The sequence below is a fragment of the Haladaptatus sp. QDMS2 genome, from assembly GCF_029338295.1.
In the GTDB taxonomy this organism is placed as follows: domain Archaea; phylum Halobacteriota; class Halobacteria; order Halobacteriales; family Halococcaceae; genus QDMS2.
Window position 1 is genome coordinate 1,990,166 of the sequence record NZ_CP119791.1, and the last position, 18,291, is coordinate 2,008,456.

General features: G+C 63.2%; 22 protein-coding genes. 11 read left to right on the forward strand and 11 right to left on the reverse strand.

The genetic code is table 11. The features are described from left to right. Position 1 precedes the first annotated feature (1 nt). On the reverse strand, positions 2-2,035 hold the full coding sequence (gene lonB / locus P1M51_RS10865) for an ATP-dependent protease LonB (RefSeq protein WP_276248228.1): 2,034 nt from the start codon (positions 2,033-2,035) through the stop codon (positions 2-4). 173 nt (positions 2,036-2,208) lie between these two features. On the opposite strand from lonB, the gene P1M51_RS10870 reads away from it, so the two are divergent. Genes P1M51_RS10870 through P1M51_RS10880 form a run of 3 tightly spaced genes read left to right on the forward strand, consistent with a single transcriptional unit; the run spans position 2,209 to position 4,087 of the window. Continuing rightward, entirely contained in the window at positions 2,209-2,727 is a 519-nt protein-coding gene (locus P1M51_RS10870; RefSeq protein WP_276248229.1) for a nicotinamide-nucleotide adenylyltransferase, read from the forward strand. Then, the gene (locus P1M51_RS10875; protein WP_276248230.1) at positions 2,724-3,473 is read left to right on the forward strand and encodes an S-adenosyl-l-methionine hydroxide adenosyltransferase family protein; all 750 of its coding nucleotides are present in this window, start codon (positions 2,724-2,726) and stop codon (positions 3,471-3,473) included. The genes P1M51_RS10870 and P1M51_RS10875 overlap by 4 nt, the downstream gene beginning before the upstream one ends. Further along, positions 3,473-4,087, forward strand: a complete 615-nt coding sequence (locus P1M51_RS10880) for a trimeric intracellular cation channel family protein (protein WP_276248433.1) — start codon at positions 3,473-3,475, stop codon at positions 4,085-4,087. Before P1M51_RS10875 ends, P1M51_RS10880 begins: the two co-directional genes overlap by 1 nt. A 48-nt stretch (positions 4,088-4,135) precedes the next feature. Here P1M51_RS10880 and thsA read toward each other — a convergent pair whose 3' ends face one another. Then, on the reverse strand, positions 4,136-5,713 hold the full coding sequence (gene thsA / locus P1M51_RS10885) for a thermosome subunit alpha (RefSeq protein ID WP_276248231.1): 1,578 nt from the start codon (positions 5,711-5,713) through the stop codon (positions 4,136-4,138). Positions 5,714-5,980: 267 nt separating this feature from the next. On the opposite strand from thsA, the gene P1M51_RS10890 reads away from it, so the two are divergent. Continuing rightward, positions 5,981-6,793 carry an amidohydrolase family protein gene (locus P1M51_RS10890; protein WP_276248232.1) on the forward strand — a complete coding sequence of 271 codons (813 nt, stop codon included), beginning with the start codon at positions 5,981-5,983 and terminating at the stop codon, positions 6,791-6,793. Here P1M51_RS10890 and P1M51_RS10895 read toward each other — a convergent pair. Next, on the reverse strand, positions 6,790-7,692 hold the full coding sequence (locus P1M51_RS10895) for a glycosyltransferase (RefSeq protein ID WP_276248233.1): 903 nt from the start codon (positions 7,690-7,692) through the stop codon (positions 6,790-6,792). The two genes, P1M51_RS10890 and P1M51_RS10895, sit on opposite strands and share 4 nt — an antisense overlap. Positions 7,693-7,750: 58 nt before the next feature. Further along, positions 7,751-8,455 (reverse strand): class I SAM-dependent methyltransferase, encoded by a 705-nt coding sequence (locus P1M51_RS10900; protein ID WP_276248234.1) that lies wholly within the window; start codon positions 8,453-8,455, stop codon positions 7,751-7,753. A gap of 106 nt (positions 8,456-8,561) precedes the next feature. Here P1M51_RS10900 and P1M51_RS10905 point away from each other — a divergent pair, with 106 nt between their 5' ends. The 4 genes from P1M51_RS10905 (at position 8,562) to P1M51_RS10920 (ending at position 10,656) form a co-directional block, all read left to right on the forward strand. Further along, a complete protein-coding gene (locus P1M51_RS10905) occupies positions 8,562-8,726 on the forward strand; it encodes a hypothetical protein (RefSeq protein ID WP_276248235.1) in 165 nt (54 codons plus the stop codon). 145 nt (positions 8,727-8,871) lie between these two features. Beyond that, entirely contained in the window at positions 8,872-9,153 is a 282-nt protein-coding gene (locus P1M51_RS10910) for a helix-turn-helix domain-containing protein (RefSeq protein ID WP_276248236.1), read from the forward strand. Between the two features lie 36 nt (positions 9,154-9,189). Next, positions 9,190-9,972, forward strand: coding sequence for an MBL fold metallo-hydrolase (locus tag P1M51_RS10915; protein ID WP_276248237.1), 783 nt, complete (start codon positions 9,190-9,192; stop codon positions 9,970-9,972). Between the two features lie 36 nt (positions 9,973-10,008). Next, a complete protein-coding gene (locus P1M51_RS10920) occupies positions 10,009-10,656 on the forward strand; it encodes a YkgJ family cysteine cluster protein (RefSeq protein WP_276248238.1) in 648 nt (215 codons plus the stop codon). Positions 10,657-10,688: 32 nt separating this feature from the next. Here the strand turns inward: P1M51_RS10920 and P1M51_RS10925 are convergent, their stop codons facing one another. Beyond that, a complete protein-coding gene (locus P1M51_RS10925) occupies positions 10,689-11,870 on the reverse strand; it encodes an MFS transporter (protein ID WP_276248239.1) in 1,182 nt (393 codons plus the stop codon). 121 nt (positions 11,871-11,991) lie between these two features. On the opposite strand from P1M51_RS10925, the gene P1M51_RS10930 reads away from it, so the two are divergent. Together P1M51_RS10930 and P1M51_RS10935 are read left to right on the forward strand one after the other, a co-directional pair. Beyond that, a complete protein-coding gene (locus P1M51_RS10930; RefSeq protein ID WP_276248240.1) occupies positions 11,992-12,198 on the forward strand; it encodes a hypothetical protein in 207 nt (68 codons plus the stop codon). Between the two features lie 104 nt (positions 12,199-12,302). After that, a complete protein-coding gene (locus P1M51_RS10935) occupies positions 12,303-12,731 on the forward strand; it encodes a hypothetical protein (protein WP_276274453.1) in 429 nt (142 codons plus the stop codon). 171 nt (positions 12,732-12,902) lie between these two features. Here the strand turns inward: P1M51_RS10935 and P1M51_RS10940 are convergent, their stop codons facing one another. Beyond that, the gene (locus P1M51_RS10940) at positions 12,903-13,325 is read right to left on the reverse strand and encodes a TRAM domain-containing protein (RefSeq protein ID WP_276248242.1); all 423 of its coding nucleotides are present in this window, start codon (positions 13,323-13,325) and stop codon (positions 12,903-12,905) included. Between the two features lie 238 nt (positions 13,326-13,563). On the opposite strand from P1M51_RS10940, the gene P1M51_RS10945 reads away from it, so the two are divergent. After that, on the forward strand, positions 13,564-13,803 hold the full coding sequence (locus P1M51_RS10945) for a hypothetical protein (protein ID WP_276248243.1): 240 nt from the start codon (positions 13,564-13,566) through the stop codon (positions 13,801-13,803). On the opposite strand, the gene P1M51_RS10950 is transcribed toward P1M51_RS10945, so the two are convergent. The 5 genes from P1M51_RS10950 to pyk form a co-directional block, all read right to left on the reverse strand. Continuing rightward, complete coding sequence (locus P1M51_RS10950) at positions 13,793-14,413, reverse strand: winged helix-turn-helix transcriptional regulator (protein WP_276248244.1); 621 nt, start codon at positions 14,411-14,413, stop codon at positions 13,793-13,795. The genes P1M51_RS10945 and P1M51_RS10950 overlap by 11 nt on opposite strands. Before the next feature lie 51 nt (positions 14,414-14,464). After that, positions 14,465-15,556 carry an SPFH domain-containing protein gene (locus P1M51_RS10955; RefSeq protein WP_369685104.1) on the reverse strand — a complete coding sequence of 364 codons (1,092 nt, stop codon included), beginning with the start codon at positions 15,554-15,556 and terminating at the stop codon, positions 14,465-14,467. Positions 15,557-15,736: 180 nt separating this feature from the next. Beyond that, a complete protein-coding gene (locus P1M51_RS10960) occupies positions 15,737-16,300 on the reverse strand; it encodes an NfeD family protein (RefSeq protein ID WP_276248246.1) in 564 nt (187 codons plus the stop codon). Between the two features lie 37 nt (positions 16,301-16,337). Then, the gene (locus P1M51_RS10965) at positions 16,338-16,499 is read right to left on the reverse strand and encodes a hypothetical protein (RefSeq protein ID WP_276248247.1); all 162 of its coding nucleotides are present in this window, start codon (positions 16,497-16,499) and stop codon (positions 16,338-16,340) included. A gap of 25 nt (positions 16,500-16,524) precedes the next feature. Further along, positions 16,525-18,279: a pyruvate kinase gene (gene pyk, locus P1M51_RS10970; protein WP_276248248.1), complete on the reverse strand. Its 1,755-nt coding sequence runs from the start codon at positions 18,277-18,279 to the stop codon at positions 16,525-16,527. Positions 18,280-18,291 lie beyond the last annotated feature (12 nt).

Sequence of the window (18,291 nt, forward strand, 5' to 3'; positions counted from 1 at the left end):
CTTAGTTCGGACTCGGGCTGCCGTGTCCCGTGCGGCTCCCCGACTTCTCGAGGGCCTGCCCGGTGATGCTCTTCAAGCGGTCGACGAGCGAATCCTTCTCGGGTTCGCCCGCGAGCGCGACTTCGAGCACTTCGCTGATGTGGCTGACCGGGATGATCTCGATCTGCTCTTTGTACTCGTCTTCGATCATGACGTCCTGCTCGTTCGCAGCCGGGATGATGACCTTCTTGAGACCGGCCTTCGCGGCCGCCTCGATTTTGTGGGTCACCCCACCGACTGGGAGCACGTCGCCACGGACCGACAGCGAGCCCGTCATCGCGAGGTTCTGTTCGACGGGGATGTCCTCCAGCGCGGAGATGACGGCCGCCGCGACCGTAATCGAAGCAGAGTCACCGTCGACCCCGCCCTGTCCGGTCTGGACGAACTGGATGTGGATGTCCTTCTCGGAGATGTCCTCGTCGGAGAACTTCTTGATGATGGCGCTCACGTTCTGGACGGCCTCCTCTGCGATGTCCTGGAGCTGGCCGGTCGCGATGACCTGCCCCGGCCCCTGGGACGGCGTGACTTCCGCCATCACGGGGAGGACGATACCGGAGTCCTCTCCCATGACCGCAAGCCCGTTGACGCGGCCCGTGACCGCGCCTTCGTTGACAGTGAGGTCGTAGTCCTTGCGGCGCTCGATGTACTGGTCTGCCAGTTGCTGCTCGATGGAGCGCGAGCGCTGCTTTGCCTGCAGGACGTGTTCGCGCGTCGTGTTCGGTGCGTCCTCGGCGCGGGCGATGTCACCCGCGACGCGGACGAGGCCACCGAGGTCACGGAAGCGCAGCGTCAGGTGACCCTTGCGGCCCGCACGGCGGCGGGCTTCGAGGATGACCTCGCTGATGGCTTCGTCCGTGAAGTGTGGCAGGCGGCCGTCTTTCGCGACTTCCTGTGCGACGAACCGGGCGTACCGGCGGCGCATCTCGGGGGAGTCGCGGATGGAGTCGTCCATGTACACCTCGTACCCGTACCCTTTGATACGGGACCGGAGTGCTGGGTGCATGTTCTCCATCGCGTCTAAGTTCCCTGCTGCGACCATGACGAAGTCCGTCGGGACGGGTTCGGTCTGGACCATCGCGCCCGAGGAACGCTCGGACTGGCCCGTAATCGCGAACCGACCCTCCTGAATCGCCGTCATGAGGTGCTGCTGGGAGCGAATGTCGAGGGTGTTGATTTCGTCGATGAACAACACGCCCTTGTTCGCCTTGTGGATGGCACCGGCCTCGACGCGGTCGTGGCTCGGCGTCTCCATCCCACCGGACTGGAACGGGTCGTGGCGCACGTCGCCGAGGAGTGCCCCGGCGTGTGCACCGGTCGCGTCCTCGAACGGCGCGCTCTTCGTGTCGCCGTTGTTGACCAGCAGGTTTGGAATCATCGAATCGCTCGACCGGCTTCCGTACCGGAACGCGAGGTAGACGACACCCGCTGCGAGGATGCCGAGCAGAATCTGCTGGGCGACGAGCAGCGAGTAGCCAATCACGATGGCGATGATGATCCACATGAGGAACGAGCGCATCTGATTGCGCTTTCTCGCTTCCTCTTTGTGTGCTTCGATAATCTGTTCACCTTTGCCCGCGGGGACGGTACGGACCTTTGGCTCGTTGCCGTCGTCCGGGTTGTGGTAGACGAGGACGTCCTGTAATTCCTCTTTGGGCAGGAGTTCACTCATCGCCTTTGCGAGCATCGATTTGCCCGTACCCGGTGAGCCAATCATCATGACGTGACGCCGCTGTTTTGCGGCCTTCATGATGACGTCTCGGGCGTGGTCCTGGCCGATGACCTGGTCGACCAGCCTGTCGGGGATTTCGATATCCTCAGTGGAGGATATCTGCAGGCCACCAAGCAAGCTGTCTTCGTCCGCTTCGACAACTGCTGACTCGGCCCCGACCTCGACATCGCTGCCGAGTTCGTCTTTGGATTCGTCTCGGTCGGCCTCGGGAGAAGCCTCTTCTTCCGCTTCCGACGAGACGTTGTCAGTCTCCATGTCGTTACTCATAGAACTACGGTTTCCGCTATCTGATTTCAGGGGCTATCATTTGATATACTTTCTCCCCGAATGTCTCGCTCAGACACTACCGAAACCCCCGGACATCGGCTGGTTCCGGCGGAATTTGCCGCCCGGCTCGGACGACCCGACGGATTTTATAAACCGGGCCTGTAACTGCGGATATGACTCGCGGGTTCTTCATCGGCCGCTTCCAGCCGTTTCACAACGGGCACTACGCGATGGTCGAACGCATCGCAGAAGAGGTAGACGAACTCGTTCTCGGCATCGGGAGCGCCGGTGACAGCCACACCACCAACGACCCCTTCACCGCGGGCGAGCGCATCATGATGATAACGAAGGCGCTCACCGACATGGACCTCGTCACCTACGCCGTGCCCATCGAGGACTTAGACCGCAACTCCGTCTGGGTGAGCCACGTCCAGAGCATGAGTCCGACCTTCGACGTCGCCTACTCGAACAACCCACTCGTCGTCCGCCTGTTCAAAGAAGCGGGCGTCGAAGTGCGCCAGTCGCCGATGTTCAACCGCGCCGTCTTCGAGGGCACGGAAGTCCGTGCACGGATGATAGAGGGCAAAAACTGGGAGGAACTCGTCCCAGAGGCGGTGACTGAGGTCGTCGAAGAAATCGACGGCATCGACCGCATTCAGCACGTAAGCGACACGGACGCAAACGACGAATGATTACGCTGAGTTCAGACTTCGGTTCGCCGTATCCCGCCGCGATGAAGGGCGTCATCCTCCAGCAGACGGACACCCGGCTGGTAGACGTTTCCCACGAGTTTCCGCGACAGGATGTCCGCGCTGCCGCGTTCTGGTTGCGCGAAGTGCTGCCCTACTTCCCGCCCGCCGTCCACCTCGTCGTCGTCGACCCCGGCGTCGGCACCGACCGGAAGGCCATCGCCGTCCGCGCGGGCGACCACCTCCTCGTCGGCCCCGACAACGGCGTCCTGCTCCCGGTCGCCCGACGACTGGCAGCAGACTTCTCCGTGTTCGAACTCGACGCAGGACGACCGAAGAGTACGACGTTCCACGGTCGAGACGTGTTCGCGCCCTGGGCGGCGAAACTCCACGATGTCGGCGTCGAATCAATCGACGACCTCCCGGGCGTGACGCGAACTGACGCGTACGTCAACGAACGCTTCCCCGAACCGACGATAACCGACGACGGTGCGACGGGCGAAGTACTCGTCGTGGACGACTTTGGCAACGTGATTACGAACATCCCCGGGCACGTCCTCGACGGCCGCAAGATGGTCACGGTGAACGACCAGCCCATCCCGATTGGCGAGACGTTCGCCGCCGTCGGCATGGGCGCGAAGGTCGTCACCGTCGGCAGCCACGAGAACGTCGAACTGGCCGTCAATCAGGGACGTGGCGACGAGGCGTTCGCGCTCGGCCCGGGCGACGACGTAACCCTTTCCTGGTGATGCTCTCTGCGTTCGCGGTGATGAACGTCGTCGGCCTGCTCGCGTTCGCCGTGACCGGGTCGCTCAAAGCAATCGACGAGCAACTGGACGTGCTCGGCGTCTTCGTCCTCGGGACAATGATCGCCCTCGGCGGCGGAATGACCCGCGACGTCCTCGTCGGCGCGGTTCCGAACGCGCTGCAATCGACCGACGACGTGACCATCGCGCTCGCAGGCGTGGTACTCGCAATTTTCCTCTCGCGCACTCGCAGGAACTGGGTTCAACACTCGGCGATTCTCGTCCCCGACGCCATTGGCCTCGCCGCCTTCGCCGCGACGGGGGCACTCGTCGGCGCAGAGGCGGGCGTCTCCGGATTCGGTGTCGTCCTGCTCGCGACGCTCACAGGCGTCGGTGGCGGCCTCATCTCCGACGTGTTGCTCCAGCGCGTTCCTGGCGTCCTCAAAGAGGATTTCTACGCCACCTGCGCCGTCGCCGGCGGCGTCGTGTTCTGGGCCGTCTCGGAAGGTGGGGCCGGCCCCGATGTCGCCGCGGCGGCCTGCGCCGCGACGGTGCTCGCGCTCCGGTTGTTGGCACTCAGGTTCGACTGGTCGCTCCCCCGCGTGAGCGTCTCCTGACGGTTTTGTTCCGATAAGGACGACGGCGAGAAAGAGATGATTCCGCGATTACTTCGCGGCGATGACGTCGTCGATGCGGACGATCATGGTCGCGGCTTCGGTCGCTGATTCGACCGCCCCGTGCTTGACGGCCGCCGGGTCGATAATACCGTAGTCGAGCGGGTCGCCGATGACGCCCGTCTGGCCCTCGGCGATGATGCCGGCGCGGCCGTCGGCCTCGAAGCGCGAGCGGAGGTCGACGATTGCATCGATTGGGTCCATCCCGGTGTTCTCTGCGAGAGTTCGTGGAAGCATGTCGACGGCGTCGGCGAAGGCCATGACCGCGAGTTGCTTGCGACCCTCGATACCCGCGGACTTGGTGCGGATGTAGTCGGCGATGGCGATTTCGGTCGCCCCCGCGCCGGGGACGACGCCACCCTTGTCGAGGGAGGCAGTCACCACGTCCAGGGCGTCCTCTAAGGCGCGTTCGAGTTCGTCGACGACGTGCTCGGTTCCGCCGCGGACGAAGACGGTGACGGACTTCGCGGCCGCGCCACCCTCGATGAAGGTGAGTTCGTCCTCGCCAAAGCGCTGGACGTGAATGAGGTCGGCGTGACCGAAGTCGTCTTTGGAGACGTCTTCGAGCGTGCCGATGCGGGTCGCGCCCGTCGCGCGAGCGATGGCAGTCGCGTCCTTCTTGTTGACGCTCTTGAAGGCGAGAATGCCGGCTTTCGCGAGGTATGAGGCGACGCGGTCGTCGATGCCGTCGGTGACGAAGACGACGTCCACGCCAGCGTCTTTGAGCGCGGCGGCGTAGCCGCGCAGCTCACCCTCTTCTGCGTCGAGCGCGGCGTTCAGCTGCTCGATGGAGGTGATGTTGTACTCGGCGTCGACGTGGCTCTTTCGCACGTCGAGTTCCATGTCGAGGATGGCGATGGTCGCGTCTTCGACCTTCCGAGGCATGTTGTCGTGGACGGGTTCCTTGTCGAGAATGACTCCCTCTACGAGCTCCGTCGCCGAGGAGGACGACCCAACTTTCGTCTGGATGCGGACGTCGTCGCGTTCGACGCGCTTTTCGCCCTGAACGTGGCGGATGGCTTTCACCACGGTCTTTGCGAGGGCGTCTGCGGTGACGCCACCGGTCCCCTTACCGGTCATCGAGGATTCGGCGACTTTCTCTAAGAGTTCGTCGTCGAGTTCGTCGTCCATGACCTGTGCGTCGATGGCCTCGTGAGCGAGGCGAGCGGCCTCGTGGTAGCCCTCGACGATGGTCGTGGGGTGGACGTCGTCTTCGAGCAGGTCCTCTGCCTTCGCGAGGAGTTCGCCCGCGAGAACCGCCGCTGTCGTCGTCCCGTCGCCGACTTCGTCCTCCTGGCTCTGGGAGACCTCGACGATCATCTGGGCCGCCGGGTGCTCGATGTCCATCTTGTTGAGGATGGTCGCACCGTCGTTGGTGATGACGACGTCACCCGACGACGAAACGAGCATCTTGTCCATCCCGCGTGGGCCAAGCGTCGTGCGGACCGCGCCGCTTACCGCTTTCCCCGCGGCGATGTTCGAACCCTGGGCGTCGCGGCCTCGGGTTCGTCGCGTTCCCTCGCTCAGAATGAAAAGGGGCTGACCCCCGGCGTAGAATGCTTGTGCCATAACTGAAACCTCGGTATCTGAATGTTTATAATTCTATATAAATCTTTCTCAAATGACGAGAAAACCGCAAGCAAGCGAAGGCGTGTCGTAGCACAGTTCGCTGAGAGGGTCGTTCAGAAAAGTGATAATTTCACGAGAGAGATGCCTGATTCTGGGACGGTTCGCCGGGTTGCGGGCGGTGGGAGACGACCCACGCTGTCCGCAGAAATTCAGACAATCCGACACGAATCGGTACGACCATATTCCGGCCCGTCGATTCCTTTCGAAATGCTGGAACTGGAACACAGATTCCGCGTCGTAGACGTCCACGCCCGGCTCAGCACGGACGAGGGAGGTGTCAGTACACGAGGCCGAGCCATCGGGCCGGAGAACTTAGAACGGGAACTCCACCAGGCGGGCGTCGTGAAAGCCGTCGTCTACCCGGACGCCGGCGAGGGAGCCTACCTCCGGGCGAACAACGCCGTCGCCCGTATGAGCGTCGAGCGTCCGTTCGTCGCCTTCGCCAGACTCACCGGCACACTCGACGCCGAGGCGAACATCGGCGCGCGATTCCGGAATCTCGCCGCGCGCCGAAAAGACTGGCACACGTCGCCCGAGGACGTCGAACGCTACGCCTACGACGACCGGTTCGAAGGGTTCGTCGTGGACCCGACAGCAGACGGCCTCCTCGACGGTGAGGTTGTTGCCCAACTCGCCGACGTTTCGCTCCCCGTCCTCGTGCGCGGAGGGGTGTCCTTCCCACCCGCTGCCGTCGCAGAAGCGTTCCTCGACTGGGACATCCCGCTCATCCTCGCGCATTTCGGCGGCCACCCGCTCGACCGAGCGTTGATGGACGAGGCGATTTCGCTGCTCGATTCCCACGACACGCTCTACCTCGACACGAGTTTCGTCCGCTATCGCGGGCTGTTAGAACGAGCCATCCGCGAGCACCCGGACCGCGTGCTGTTCGGCAGCGGTGCCCCCGACACGCACCCGAACGTCTCGGTGATGGAGATTCTGACCCTCGACGTTCCAGAAGATGCGATGGCACGAGTGTTCTCGAAAAATCCGTCGCGGGTCGTCCCCGCGCTCGCGCCCTAACGCCAGGTGTACACTTCGACGGCGCGGTCTGCTCGCGACGACATCCCGTTCGGGTTGCGCCGTCCACTCTTGTCCTTTCGCCGCGAGAAAATCCCGTCTGCTGTTCCACGAGCCATGCCGCGGAGGACGTCGCGGCCGCTTCCGACCCAACTAGAGGGCGTCGCGTTGCCACGGGCGACGTCGCGCAGCGTGTCCAGTGCGTCCGCGCCGCCGTGGCTGAGCGTCCGGCGGGCGACGGTCGGGCGAATGCCGTAGTTTTTCACGAGGCGATAAGTGAGCGCGCGATACTTCCACGCCCAGTCGCGCTCGCGGCGGCCGCCGTCGGCTTCGAGGCCGCGGTGGACGCACATCTTGCCCGCCCAGCCCACCTGATAGTCGTTCGACGCGAGGCGGTGGGAGAGGTCGCGTGCGCCCCCGGTCTGGAGGTACTCGTCGAAGCCGTCGAGCGCCTCGAACACGTCGCGGTGAAACGCCGCGTTCGAGCCGTTTACGTAGGTAACCTCACGGCCGGCGATGGACCGCGATTCGAGAACTTCGGAGGCAAGTCCCGTCGTGAGTTCACGGTGGGTCGGCCCCGTGACCGCATCCGCGTCTTCGAGCCCGGCGATGACGGCTTCGAACCAACCGGCTTCGATGGCCCGGTCAGAAGAGATGAAGGCGATGGCGTCGCCGTCGGCACGGACCGCCCCGGCGTTTCGGGCCACGTTCAGGTTCCTGTCGGCGAGTTCGATGAGTCTGGTGACGTCGTCTCGCTCGCGTATCATGCCCGTCGTCCCGTCCGTCGAGGGGCCGTTTACGACGATTCGCTCTGCGTCGGGGGCGTGTTCGCTGAGCGAGTCGAGCGTGCGAGCGAGGCGCTCTCGGTCGTTGAGCGTGGGAATGACCACCGAGAGCTTCATAGTACTCGATAGAAGCACGGATAGGTAAAAATACCCGGTGTTCGCTGTCGGCTACCTGTCAGTTTTTGTGAGCCTTCCAGTAGGAGACGGAGGCGAGATTGCCGAGGGCAGTGTCGCCGAGTGAGGTGTCGAGGCGACGGGCGGTGGAGGCGATGCCGTTCGGAATGCTGCGATAGAAGCCGTAGGGCAGGAGGAAGTCGTGTTCGACGTGCTTGAGCGTCAGATCCGTCTCGTGGAACAGCGAGGACACCTCGTCTTCGGTGTAGAGACGTGACCCCATCGGGAGGAGCCAATTGTAGACCGAGCGCGCACTCGGCGCGTTGAAGGTGTCGAAGAAGACTACGTCGTTCGAGACGCGGCGCATCTCGGAGAGAAACGACGCAGGGGTGTCCGCGAGGTGGAAAAAGCGCATCGCGAACACGATGTCGAAGTGGTCGTCGGGGAACGGCAGTCGTGCGGCGTCCCCGCGCATGAATTCGATGTGGTCTGCCACGCCTGCGGCACCCGCCTTGTGGCGGCCCTGCTGGAGCATCGCCTTCGAGATGTCGAGGCCGATGATGTCCGCGCCACGTTCTGCGAGCATCACGGTGAACCGACCGGTCCCGCAGGCGATTTCGAGGACGTCTTTGCCCTCGATGTCGCCAACTGCGTCGAGCAACGCCTGTTTTTCCCGACGGTCGATGAGGCGGCCGCCCCGAGAGAATCGTTTCGTGTCGTACTCTTCGGCCACCTCGTCCGCCTGGTACCACTCCTGCCCTTTCACGCTACCACCACTTCTCTGTCGAGGGGATAAAACGATACTGGAACAGTCCCACGGCGAGGTGAGGCCGCCACAATTATGCTGATTGCTACCAAAGTACATGGTAGGAATGACGACCTGTAGCCATTGCGGCAACGAATACACCGCAGACCAGCTCATCCGCCACGAGCGCCCGCGCCTCGTGGTCATCCACTGTCCAGGGTGCAACGCGCCACTCGGCCAGTACCGTCGTCACGGCGACGACCCGCACGTAGACCTGGCGAAAGGTGCCTGAGCGCCGATTTCGCCCCGGTCGTTGAACCTGGTACAAACCAGTCAACTTTCTATGTTTTAAGGATGATTATATGCACTTATGCATCCCTATTATTTGGAGGTGTTTAGAGACAACATTTACCAATGACCTCCCGAGAGCAGGTGGTATGAGCACGACCACCAAGGAACGTACTCGCACGGCCGAAGACTCACCGTTGGCAGACCCCGACTTCCGCGAGCGGCTTCGTGAACTCCCACCGAGCGCGAAACTCGTCGCGAAAGTCCTCGAAGGACAGGCACCACTCTCGCAGGGACAACTCGCCGACGAATCACTGCTTCCGGACCGCACCGTCCGCTACGCGCTGAATCGACTCGAAGAGGTCGACCTCGTGAACTCGCGGTACTCCTTCCACGACGCGCGCAAGCAAGTCTACACGCTGAAGAACTGAACCCAGTCTTTTCGTCATCCACACCGTTTTTGGGGTATGGACCCCGTCGCCCGAATTCCAGTGAGCGTCGCAACCTACGCCTCGGAAGGCGCGACCAACGCCTACGTCGTCGGCACGAACGGCGCGATTCTCGTCGATCCGGCCGCCCGAAGCGACGACCTCGACCGTGAAGTTGCGAAGCGACGCGTCAAACACGTCCTCGTGACTCACACCCATCCCGACCACGTCGGCGCGGTGGCCGCCTACGCCGAGGAGTGCGGCGCGACGGTCTGGGCACGCCGTGGGCGTGAAGCCGCCTTCGAGCAGGCGACGGGTATCGACCCCGACCGCACCTTCGTTGAGGGGACGACGCTCACCACGCAGAGTCGAGACGAAGTGACTGTCCTCGACACGCCCGGCCACGCCCGTGACCACGTCGCCCTCGCCACCGACCACGGCATCTTCTCCGGCGACCTCGCAGTTCAGGAGGGGAGCGTCGTCGTCGCGGCAGGCGAGGGCGACGTTCGCGCCTACCTCACGGCGTTGCGGCGACTCGCCGCCCGCAATCCTCCACGACTCTATCCCGGCCACGGGCTGATCATCGAGAACGTCAGGGAGACGTGCGAACGCCTCATCCGCCACCGGCTCGACCGCGAAAAGCGCGTGCTCGCGGCGGTCCGTGAAGGGGCGACCTCCCTCGACGCCATCACCGACGCCGCCTACGACAAGGACATCTCTGCGGTGCGGTCGCTCGCGGAGGGCACGGTCGCCGCGCACCTCGAAAAACTCGATGTTGAGCACAAGCTCTCGTGGGACGGCACGCGGGCCACCCCGCGCTGACGACGCGCTTTTCAGCGCCGGGGCGGTAGCAAGCGTGTGCAAAGTCTCGAAGCCGAACTCGAAGATGCGCGAGCACTCTCCATTTCCGAGCTAGCCGACGCCATCGAGTCAATCGGCTTCGAGTGTACGCGGTGTGGTGCCTGCTGTAAAGCCGACGACGCGGACCCCCACACCGCGACGATTTTTCCCGACGAAGTGCGCGACATCCAGCAGACCCACGAATACGACTGGCGCGACGTGGCCCGCCCGATGCCCTACGGTTTAGACGAAGCGGGCGCGGGCGAGACGTTCGAGTGGGCCATCCAGACCACCGGGTGTGGCGACTGCTCGTTTTACGTCGAGGAGGACGGCGTCGGAGCCTGCTCAATCCACGACGACCGCCCGCTCATCTGCCAGACCTACCCGTTCAGCGTCGCGCTCGGCGGAACCAGCCAGCCGATGGGCGAAGCCGTAGACCAGCAGGGAATGGTCCGCGCCCACGAATGCGAGGGGCTCGGCCGCGACATCTCGCGAGCGGAGGCAGAAGAACTGGCCGCGGCGCTCAAAGAACGCGCCATCCGTGAACTCGAAGAGGCAGTCGGTGTCCGCGACAACTACGCCGTCACGAATCCTGCTGACGAAGACGTTGTCGTCCACGATTCAGAGGGCGCAAAGCGAGCGGACGGGACGCCAATCGAGGAGTAGCGGTGAGTCGCAGGCGGTGGCGGTGAATCGGTTCAGGGTCCAGTCGCGCTCTTGGGAAGGCGCGCAACCGCGGCGATGCCACAGGCCGCCACCAACCCGGCGACGACGAATGCCGTCGTCCACGAGAGCGTCTCGACGAGCCAACCAGCGGCGACGGGTGCGACCAGCGACCCGGTGATGGACAGCGTCATGAGCACCGAGAGACTCGTCCCCGCCGACTCGGTGGGGGCGACCTCCTCGACGAAGACGTAGAAGACGCCCGTGCCGAGTTGGGACCCGATACCGGCGAGTAACAGCGCGGCCGCGAAGCCGACCACCGACGTGGAAAGCCCCGCACCGACGAGTGCCGGCACGACGAGCAAGAACGCCGCGACGATCACTGGCCGGCGACGACCGCCAAGCCGGTCAGAGAGCCAGCCGCCGCCCGGCCGAGCGACCAGCCCCATCGCGGGAACCAGCGCGGTGAGCGCGCCGGCGACCGCGATGTCTACGCCGACGACTTCGGTGGCGTAGGTCGGCATCCACGAATTCAGAAACACGAACAGCGAGTAAGCACAGAAACTACTGAGTGCGATAGCCAGCACGCGACGGTTCCCCAGCGCAGCGACGAAGTTCCCCGCCGAGAGTGCCGACTCGTTTCTGACTGGCTGGTCGAGCGCCCAGACGAACAGTGGGAGCCCACAGAGGGTGACGACGCCGTACACCGCCACGACGCCTTGCCAGCCGAGAAACGGCACGAGCGTCGGCCCGGCGGCCTGCGCGAGGGTGACCCCGGCGGGCGCGCTCGCGACGAACAGACTCGTTCCGAGAGCGCGACGTTGCGGGGGAAACGACTGGCTGACGATGTTGGCGTTCGCCGTCCAGAGGAACACGGCCGCGATGCCGCCGACGAATCGCGTCGCGAGAAACGCGGGATACGTCGTCGTAACGAGACTCGCTGCCGAGACGCCGAGGAACAGAACTGCCCCGGCCAACACGAGTCTGCGGTTGTCGTACCGGTCCATCAGGAAGCCACTCGGAATCTGGAACAGCGCCCACGCAAGAAAGACGACGCTGATTGCGAGTCCCGCGGCGGGTTTGTCGATGGCGAAGGCGGTGACGAACGAGGGAAGAATGCTCGCCGGGGCGAACAGATACGCGTTGAATCCAATGGAAACGATAGCACACCCCGCGAGCGCCAGCCACGGACGCCGAGCGGATGCCGTGGAAGTCATGGCGAATCAACTGTCGGTGACGACAAAACCTCGGGGGTTGCGGCACCTTTGTCGGAACACACTCGACGACCGTCACTGACAGGTGAACAACACCTTTACCCGTCACCCGAGATGGGAGCGTATGCGCGGCCCGCTCCACGCCCTCTGGAACACCCGTCTGATTGGGACGTATCTCAAATTCAGAGTCGGCATCGTCCTCGCAGCCTTGCTTGCGATGGGAGCGGGCGTCGTGGCCCTCGGAATCGGTGGCGTCGCTGGAACGGTCGCCCTCTTTGGCCTTGTCCTGCTCGCCTTTCTTACCCTCTGGTTCGTCGTTCTGACGAGGTGACAGTACGTCTCGATTGCTGAGATTGCAACTCCTCGCGCGCCCCGAGACGTTCTGCACCGATTCGAGACAGGTCGGCTTAATAGGTCAAATCCGTGGGTCGTGGGATGCTAACGAAGAATTTGGCCGTCCTCTCTCAGCTTGGGGAAGAGCCAATGCACTCGAACATAGAGGCAATTCCAGTCGAAGTGGAGACAGAGGAGATGATTCTCCACGAGATGCACCTCGGTGAGATGAACGTCGGCTACGAGATTTTCAACGCGCACGTCACCACCGACGAAATGTTCGCGGACCTGCCAGACGGTCGCTGCCAGTCGCCACACTACGGCTACGTCATCGAGGGTCAGCTGACCCTCAGGTACGCAGACGAGGAGGAGACGGTCGCCGCTGGCGAAGTCTATTACATCAGACCCGGACACAACGTGACGCTCGAAGCCGGCACGAAACTCGTGGAGTTCAGCCCGCTCGGCGAAAGCTACGAACAGACGCTCGAAGCTGCCGGTGAGGGCGTAAAGAAGATGGAAGCCTCAGACTGAGGCTGATTTTTGGGCGATAGCAACCCTGATTAGCGTTTGCGGTGCGGCGCGGTCGCGGTGCGGTGGCTCACAGGTTTGCATCCGAGAGCGATTTATCGCTCTCGGCCTTTTTCGCGCACGTTTTTGCGATGAGTGGTGCGCTCCGCGCACCCGAATCGGAAAAAGGTGCGGTCAGAGGACGTCGTCGTCGATGATTTCGCCGACGGCGAAGTTCGACTTGACTTCCGACACTTCGATTTTGACGCGTTCGCCGACCTCGGCACCCGGAACGATGATGACGTAGCCGCGCTCGACGCGCGCGATGCCGTCACCCTGTTTGCCGATGTCTTCGATTTCGACGTAGCGAATCTCACCAATTTCGACCGGTGGCTGGGGCTCAGACGAGACCGTAGACCCGGACGACGCAGATTCACCGGCGTCGCTGCTGGAACTCTCCTCCGCTTCGTGGCGGGAGATGAGTGCGACGCGATAGGTTTCGCCGGCTTCGATGGAGCCGGTTTCAATTTCACGACGTGGGATCTCGACGACGTACTTGTCGTCGGTGACCGTCACGTCCGCGCTGAACAGACACAAGAGCTTATCAGAAATCTCCAAGGGTAAACCTCCGTCGTGAGGTATTGTATGCAACTGATAAAGAAGTACCGCCGCCGTTTCAGCCGACTAACACGTACGACACGGTGAATCTCGGGTGAAAGTGGACGTTAACCTGCTGTACCAACGGACACGCGAGGTGAGAGTCGAATGTGCACCGACGGGGATGAAACCGCACGACTGCGGCGTGTTAACCGGTCGTACCAAACCGGCTAAAGTACCGTCTGTCGTAGGAATTGGTATGAGCACGAGCGCGGCAGCAGCAATCGACCTCTCTGAAAAACAACGGCGCATCCTTCAGTACCTCCGCGAACGCGGGCAAACGAAGACCTACTTCAAATCGCGACTCATCGGCAAGGACCTCGGCATGTCAGCCAAAGAGGTCGGGACGAACATGACCGCAATCGAGAACGGTGAGTTCGACATTCACGTCGAGAAGTGGGGCTACTCGTCGTCTACGACCTGGAAAGTCACCGTTTAGGGTCGTAGCGAATCAGCGATGCCGCGTCCGCAGCGAAGGCAGCGGCCTGCTCGTCGAAGGAGTTCGCGTAGCGGACAAGGAGCGTGAGCAGGGTTTCTGGTTTTTCGAGCGCGTAGCCGTCGGCCCGCGAGAGGACGCCTGCGCGTTCCAGTTCGGCGGCGTACTTGCTCACGGTTGGGCGCGAAACGTCGAGAGAATCTGCGAGCGAGCTCGCGGAGATTTCTGGGTCGCGCAGGAGCGCGATGAGCATCCCTCGGGGCGTGTCCCGACGGAGGTAGCCGAGGGCGACTTGCTCGAAGTCCGAAAACTGGTTCGCGGGGAAAAAGCGCTTGTAATCGCCGTCGCGACGACTCTCGACGGCCCCGGCTTCGAGCAGTCGCCGGAGGTGGTGTTGGGTCTCGCCAGTGCCGAGTTTCAGGTCGTCTCGAATCTTCGAGAAGTGCGCGCCCGGAGTCGCCGCGAGGTAGCCAGCGATGGCTTCGCGGGCGTCGCTGTCGCCCGTGTCCCGGCCGGAATCGACGAGGCGGGCGAGCGGACTCGCCGCACCGAGCGCAGCGAACCGTTTGAGGGTCGCTCGCTTGCTCTCGTCGACGTTCTGGCCTCCAGACATATGCACAGGCATTAGGCGCTCTGCGATAAAACGCCTTCGCTTGTGTGAGACTCACTCACTGCCGGCTTCTGGTTCCTTCTCCACCGACTCGTCGGATTCGAGTTTCGATTTGTCCTTGTCGAGGTCCTTGTCGAGTTTCGAGTCCATCTCTTCGATTGCCTTGTCGATACTCTGCATATCGGCGGAACCGGCTTTGACCGCCTGGGCAGCCTCTTCCATCGCTTCGATATCGACTTCGGCTTCCTGGTCGATTTCACCGAGAATCTGCTCGATGTCGTCTAAGCCGAGCATCTCGCGGGTCTCGTCGTCGAAGTCGAGACTGGAGAGTTGGTCTGCGCTGACCTGAACGTCGCTGCCAGTGAGGTGTTTGCCGTACCGGGAGAACAGGGAGGTGAGTTCCTGGGGCAGGACGAAGGTAGTCGATTCGCTCTGACCGATGGCTTCGAGCGTTTCGAGGCCCTTGTCGATGACGGCGCGCTCGCCCATCGATTCTGCGGCTTTTGCCCGCAGGACGGTCGAAATCGCGTCACCCTGTGCTTCGAGAATCTGACTCTGTTTTGCACCTTGCGCGCGGATGATGTTCGACTGCTTGTCACCCTCTGCGCGCTCGATGGCGCTGCGACGTTCACCCTGTGCTTCGAGAATCATCGCACGACGGCGACGCTCGGCGGAGGTCTGTTGCTCCATCGCTTGCTGGACGTCGGCGCTCGGATTGACCTCACGCACCTCGACGCTCTCGACGCGAATCCCCCACTCGTCGGTGGGTTCGTCGAGTTCGCGGCGGATGCGCGCGTTGATTTCCTGACGCTTGTTCAGCGTCTCGTCGAGTTCCATGTCACCCAGCACGGCGCGGAGGGTGGTCTGGGCGAGGTTGGAAACGGCGGTTTTGTAGTCTTCGACTTCGAGGAACGCCTTCTTCGCGTCCATCACCTTGATGTAGACGACGGCGTCCGCGGTCACAGGCGAGTTGTCGCGCGTGATGGCTTCCTGACGCGGGACGTCGAGCGTCTGGGTACGCATGTCGAAAGAGTAGGTCCGCGAGACGAACGGCGGAATGAACGAGATACCGGGTTCGAGCAGGCGGCGGTACTCACCGAACACCGTCAGCGCGCGTTTTTCGTACGCGTTGACGATTTCCACCATCTGGTAGACGATGATGATGGCGAGTAAGAGCGCCACGATGGCTCCAATCGAGAGCCCGATGCTCGGTCCCAGTCCTTGGAGGGGGGTTACAGGGAGCATATGTGAATCTCTAGAAGGGTAGGTTAAAAAGGGTTCCTCCGAAAATTGCCCGCGACTACCGTATTTTTCGCCGTTTCGCGCTCAAATTGCGTCCGATTCTGACTCTTTTTCGACGCGTTCTGCTTCTTGTCGTCCTTTCGCGAGTTCGCGGTCGATGTCGTCTTCGATGACTTCGAGCGATTCGACGGTGATGACGTTGCCGCCGCCGGGGTCTACGACCATAATTTCAGTTCCCTCTGGAATCGTCCCGTGGACCGAACGAGCGGCGTAGAAGGGATTGAAGCCGCCGGCGTCGAGTTTCACCTCGCCCGAGGTGTTCGTCACCGTCTCCGTCACGCGGCCGGTCTGGCCCTTGAGCGACATCGAATCGCTCGTCTGGCCAGTCCCCTTGCCGCCGTAGATATCGAGGTTCCGGTACGCCCAGAGGGCGGCCCCGCCGGTACCGAGGACGAGCGCGGCGAGGACGAACGGCATGAGGGCGGGGGCGACGACCGACCCGAGGGCGAGGCCGATGAGCCCAGACACGAGCAGAGCGACCCCGAGGACGATGAAGTGGGCACCCGGAGCCAGCGCTTCTGCGACGACGAGAATCGTGCCCGCGACGACGAGCAACAGCGAGAGGGACTGGTCGAGCAGCTCTACCATACCCCATCTTGGCGGGCGTTGTGGATTAACGTTTGGCCTACAGGACCAACCGAGAGAGGGCGAACAGCGCGAGCAACGCACCGAGGACGACGAATGCGATGTGTTCTGGCTTCGGGGATCCTGGGGTCAAATCCTCCACTGCAGTCTCCCCGTCGTCTTCCAGATCTTCGAGTTCGTATTTCCAGTCGCCATCAGACATATACCCTCAACTAGTGGCCCCCGCCTCAAAAGGGCTCCCGTCGCGGCCCGCGCAGGACGTTGCCCTCGTAGACGACGCCGCGTTCCGCATCGAGGGTGACTGTCGTCCCGTCGGCGACGGCGAGTTCCGCGTCACTCACCATCGGCACGTCCAGTTCACGCGCAACGAGCGCCGGGTAACCTGTCAATCCCGGCTGTTTCGCGACGATACCACCAATGACCGAAAGGTCGCCGTCGAACTGGTCGTCGAATTCGTCGGGAAGCACGACGATGGAACCCGGTTTCACCGACGAGAGGTCGCCCGAAGACAGCGTGACCGCAGGACCGACCGCCCGGCCGACGTGAACGCTGCGACCCGTCGCAATCGGTTCGGCGGCGACGTGGACCTTGAGCATGTTCGTCGAGCGGCCTTCGAGTTCGCTCATCATGCCGGACACCACGACCACGGTGTCTCCGCTTTCGGCGACGCCTGCATCGAGGGCGGCCTGTGCGGCGCGGTCGATGATGGTTCCGACGCCTTCGCTCGCGCCCAAATCGACGTACTGCGGGATGACGCCCGCAGAGAGCGCGAGCTGGCGGCGAACCACGTCGTTCGGCGTCGCGGCCACGACGGGTACCTCTGGACGGAACTTCGCCGTCTTGAGCGCGGTGTACCCGGATTCGGAGGCCACGACCACCGCGCTCGCGCCGACGTCGCGGGCGAGGTAGCGAGCGGAGCGCGAGAGGGCTTCGGCGCGAGATTCTCCAGCCTTCGGGATGCGCTGTTCGCGTCCCTCCACGTAGTCGTCGCTCGATTCGGCCTCGCGGATGATACGGTCCATCGTTTCGACCACGCGCACGGGATGGTCGCCGACGGCGGTTTCGGCGGAGAGCATGACGGCGTCCGTCCCGTCGAGGACGGCGTTCGCCACGTCGGAGGCTTCGGCGCGGGTTGGCCGCCGGGAGTGAATCATCGAATCGAGCATCTCCGTGGCCGTGATGACGGGCACGCCCGCCTCACGGCAGGTGCGGATGATGCGCTTCTGGATGATTGGCACGTCCTCCATCGGGCACTCGACGCCTAAATCGCCGCGGGCGACCATGATGCCGTAGGCGGCTTCGACGATTTCTTCGAGGTTGTCCACCGCGTCTGCGCGTTCGATTTTCGCGATGACGGGGATGGCCGCTCCGCGGTTTTCGAGTTCCTCGCGGACGGTGTAGATGTCCGCTGCGTTCCCGACGAAACTCGCGGCGACGAAGTCGACGCCCGCCTCGACAGCGAGGTCGAGTTCGCGGCGGTCGTCCTCGGTGAGCGCGTCGAGGCCTAAATCGACGCCGGGAACGTTCACGCCCTTGCGGCCTTTGAGTTCGCCGCCACTTTCGACGCGGGCGGTGACGGTATCTTCGCCCACCGACTGGACGACCGTCTCGATGCGCCCGTCGTCGAGGAGAACGCGGTCGCCCGCAGAGACACCCTCGATACTCACAGAGAGGCCGACGCGCTCGGGAGTGGCGTCGTCGGCCTCGTAGAACTCGATGGTAGACCCAGTTTCGAGGAAGATAGGGTCGTCGAGGGGTGCGGTGCGGACCTCCGGCCCGGCGAGGTCGAGGAGCGCGGAGACGGGTTCCGCGGTCGCTTCGTCCACCTGCTGGACGGTCTGTATCAGGTCCTTTCGCACGTCGGTCGAACCGTGGCTCGTGTTCAAACGGGCGACGGACATCCCCGCGTCGGCGAGGTCACGGATGACGCCGGGGTCAGAAGAGGCGGGCCCGAGCGTGCAGACGATTTTCGCATTGCGCATTACTCGAAGCGA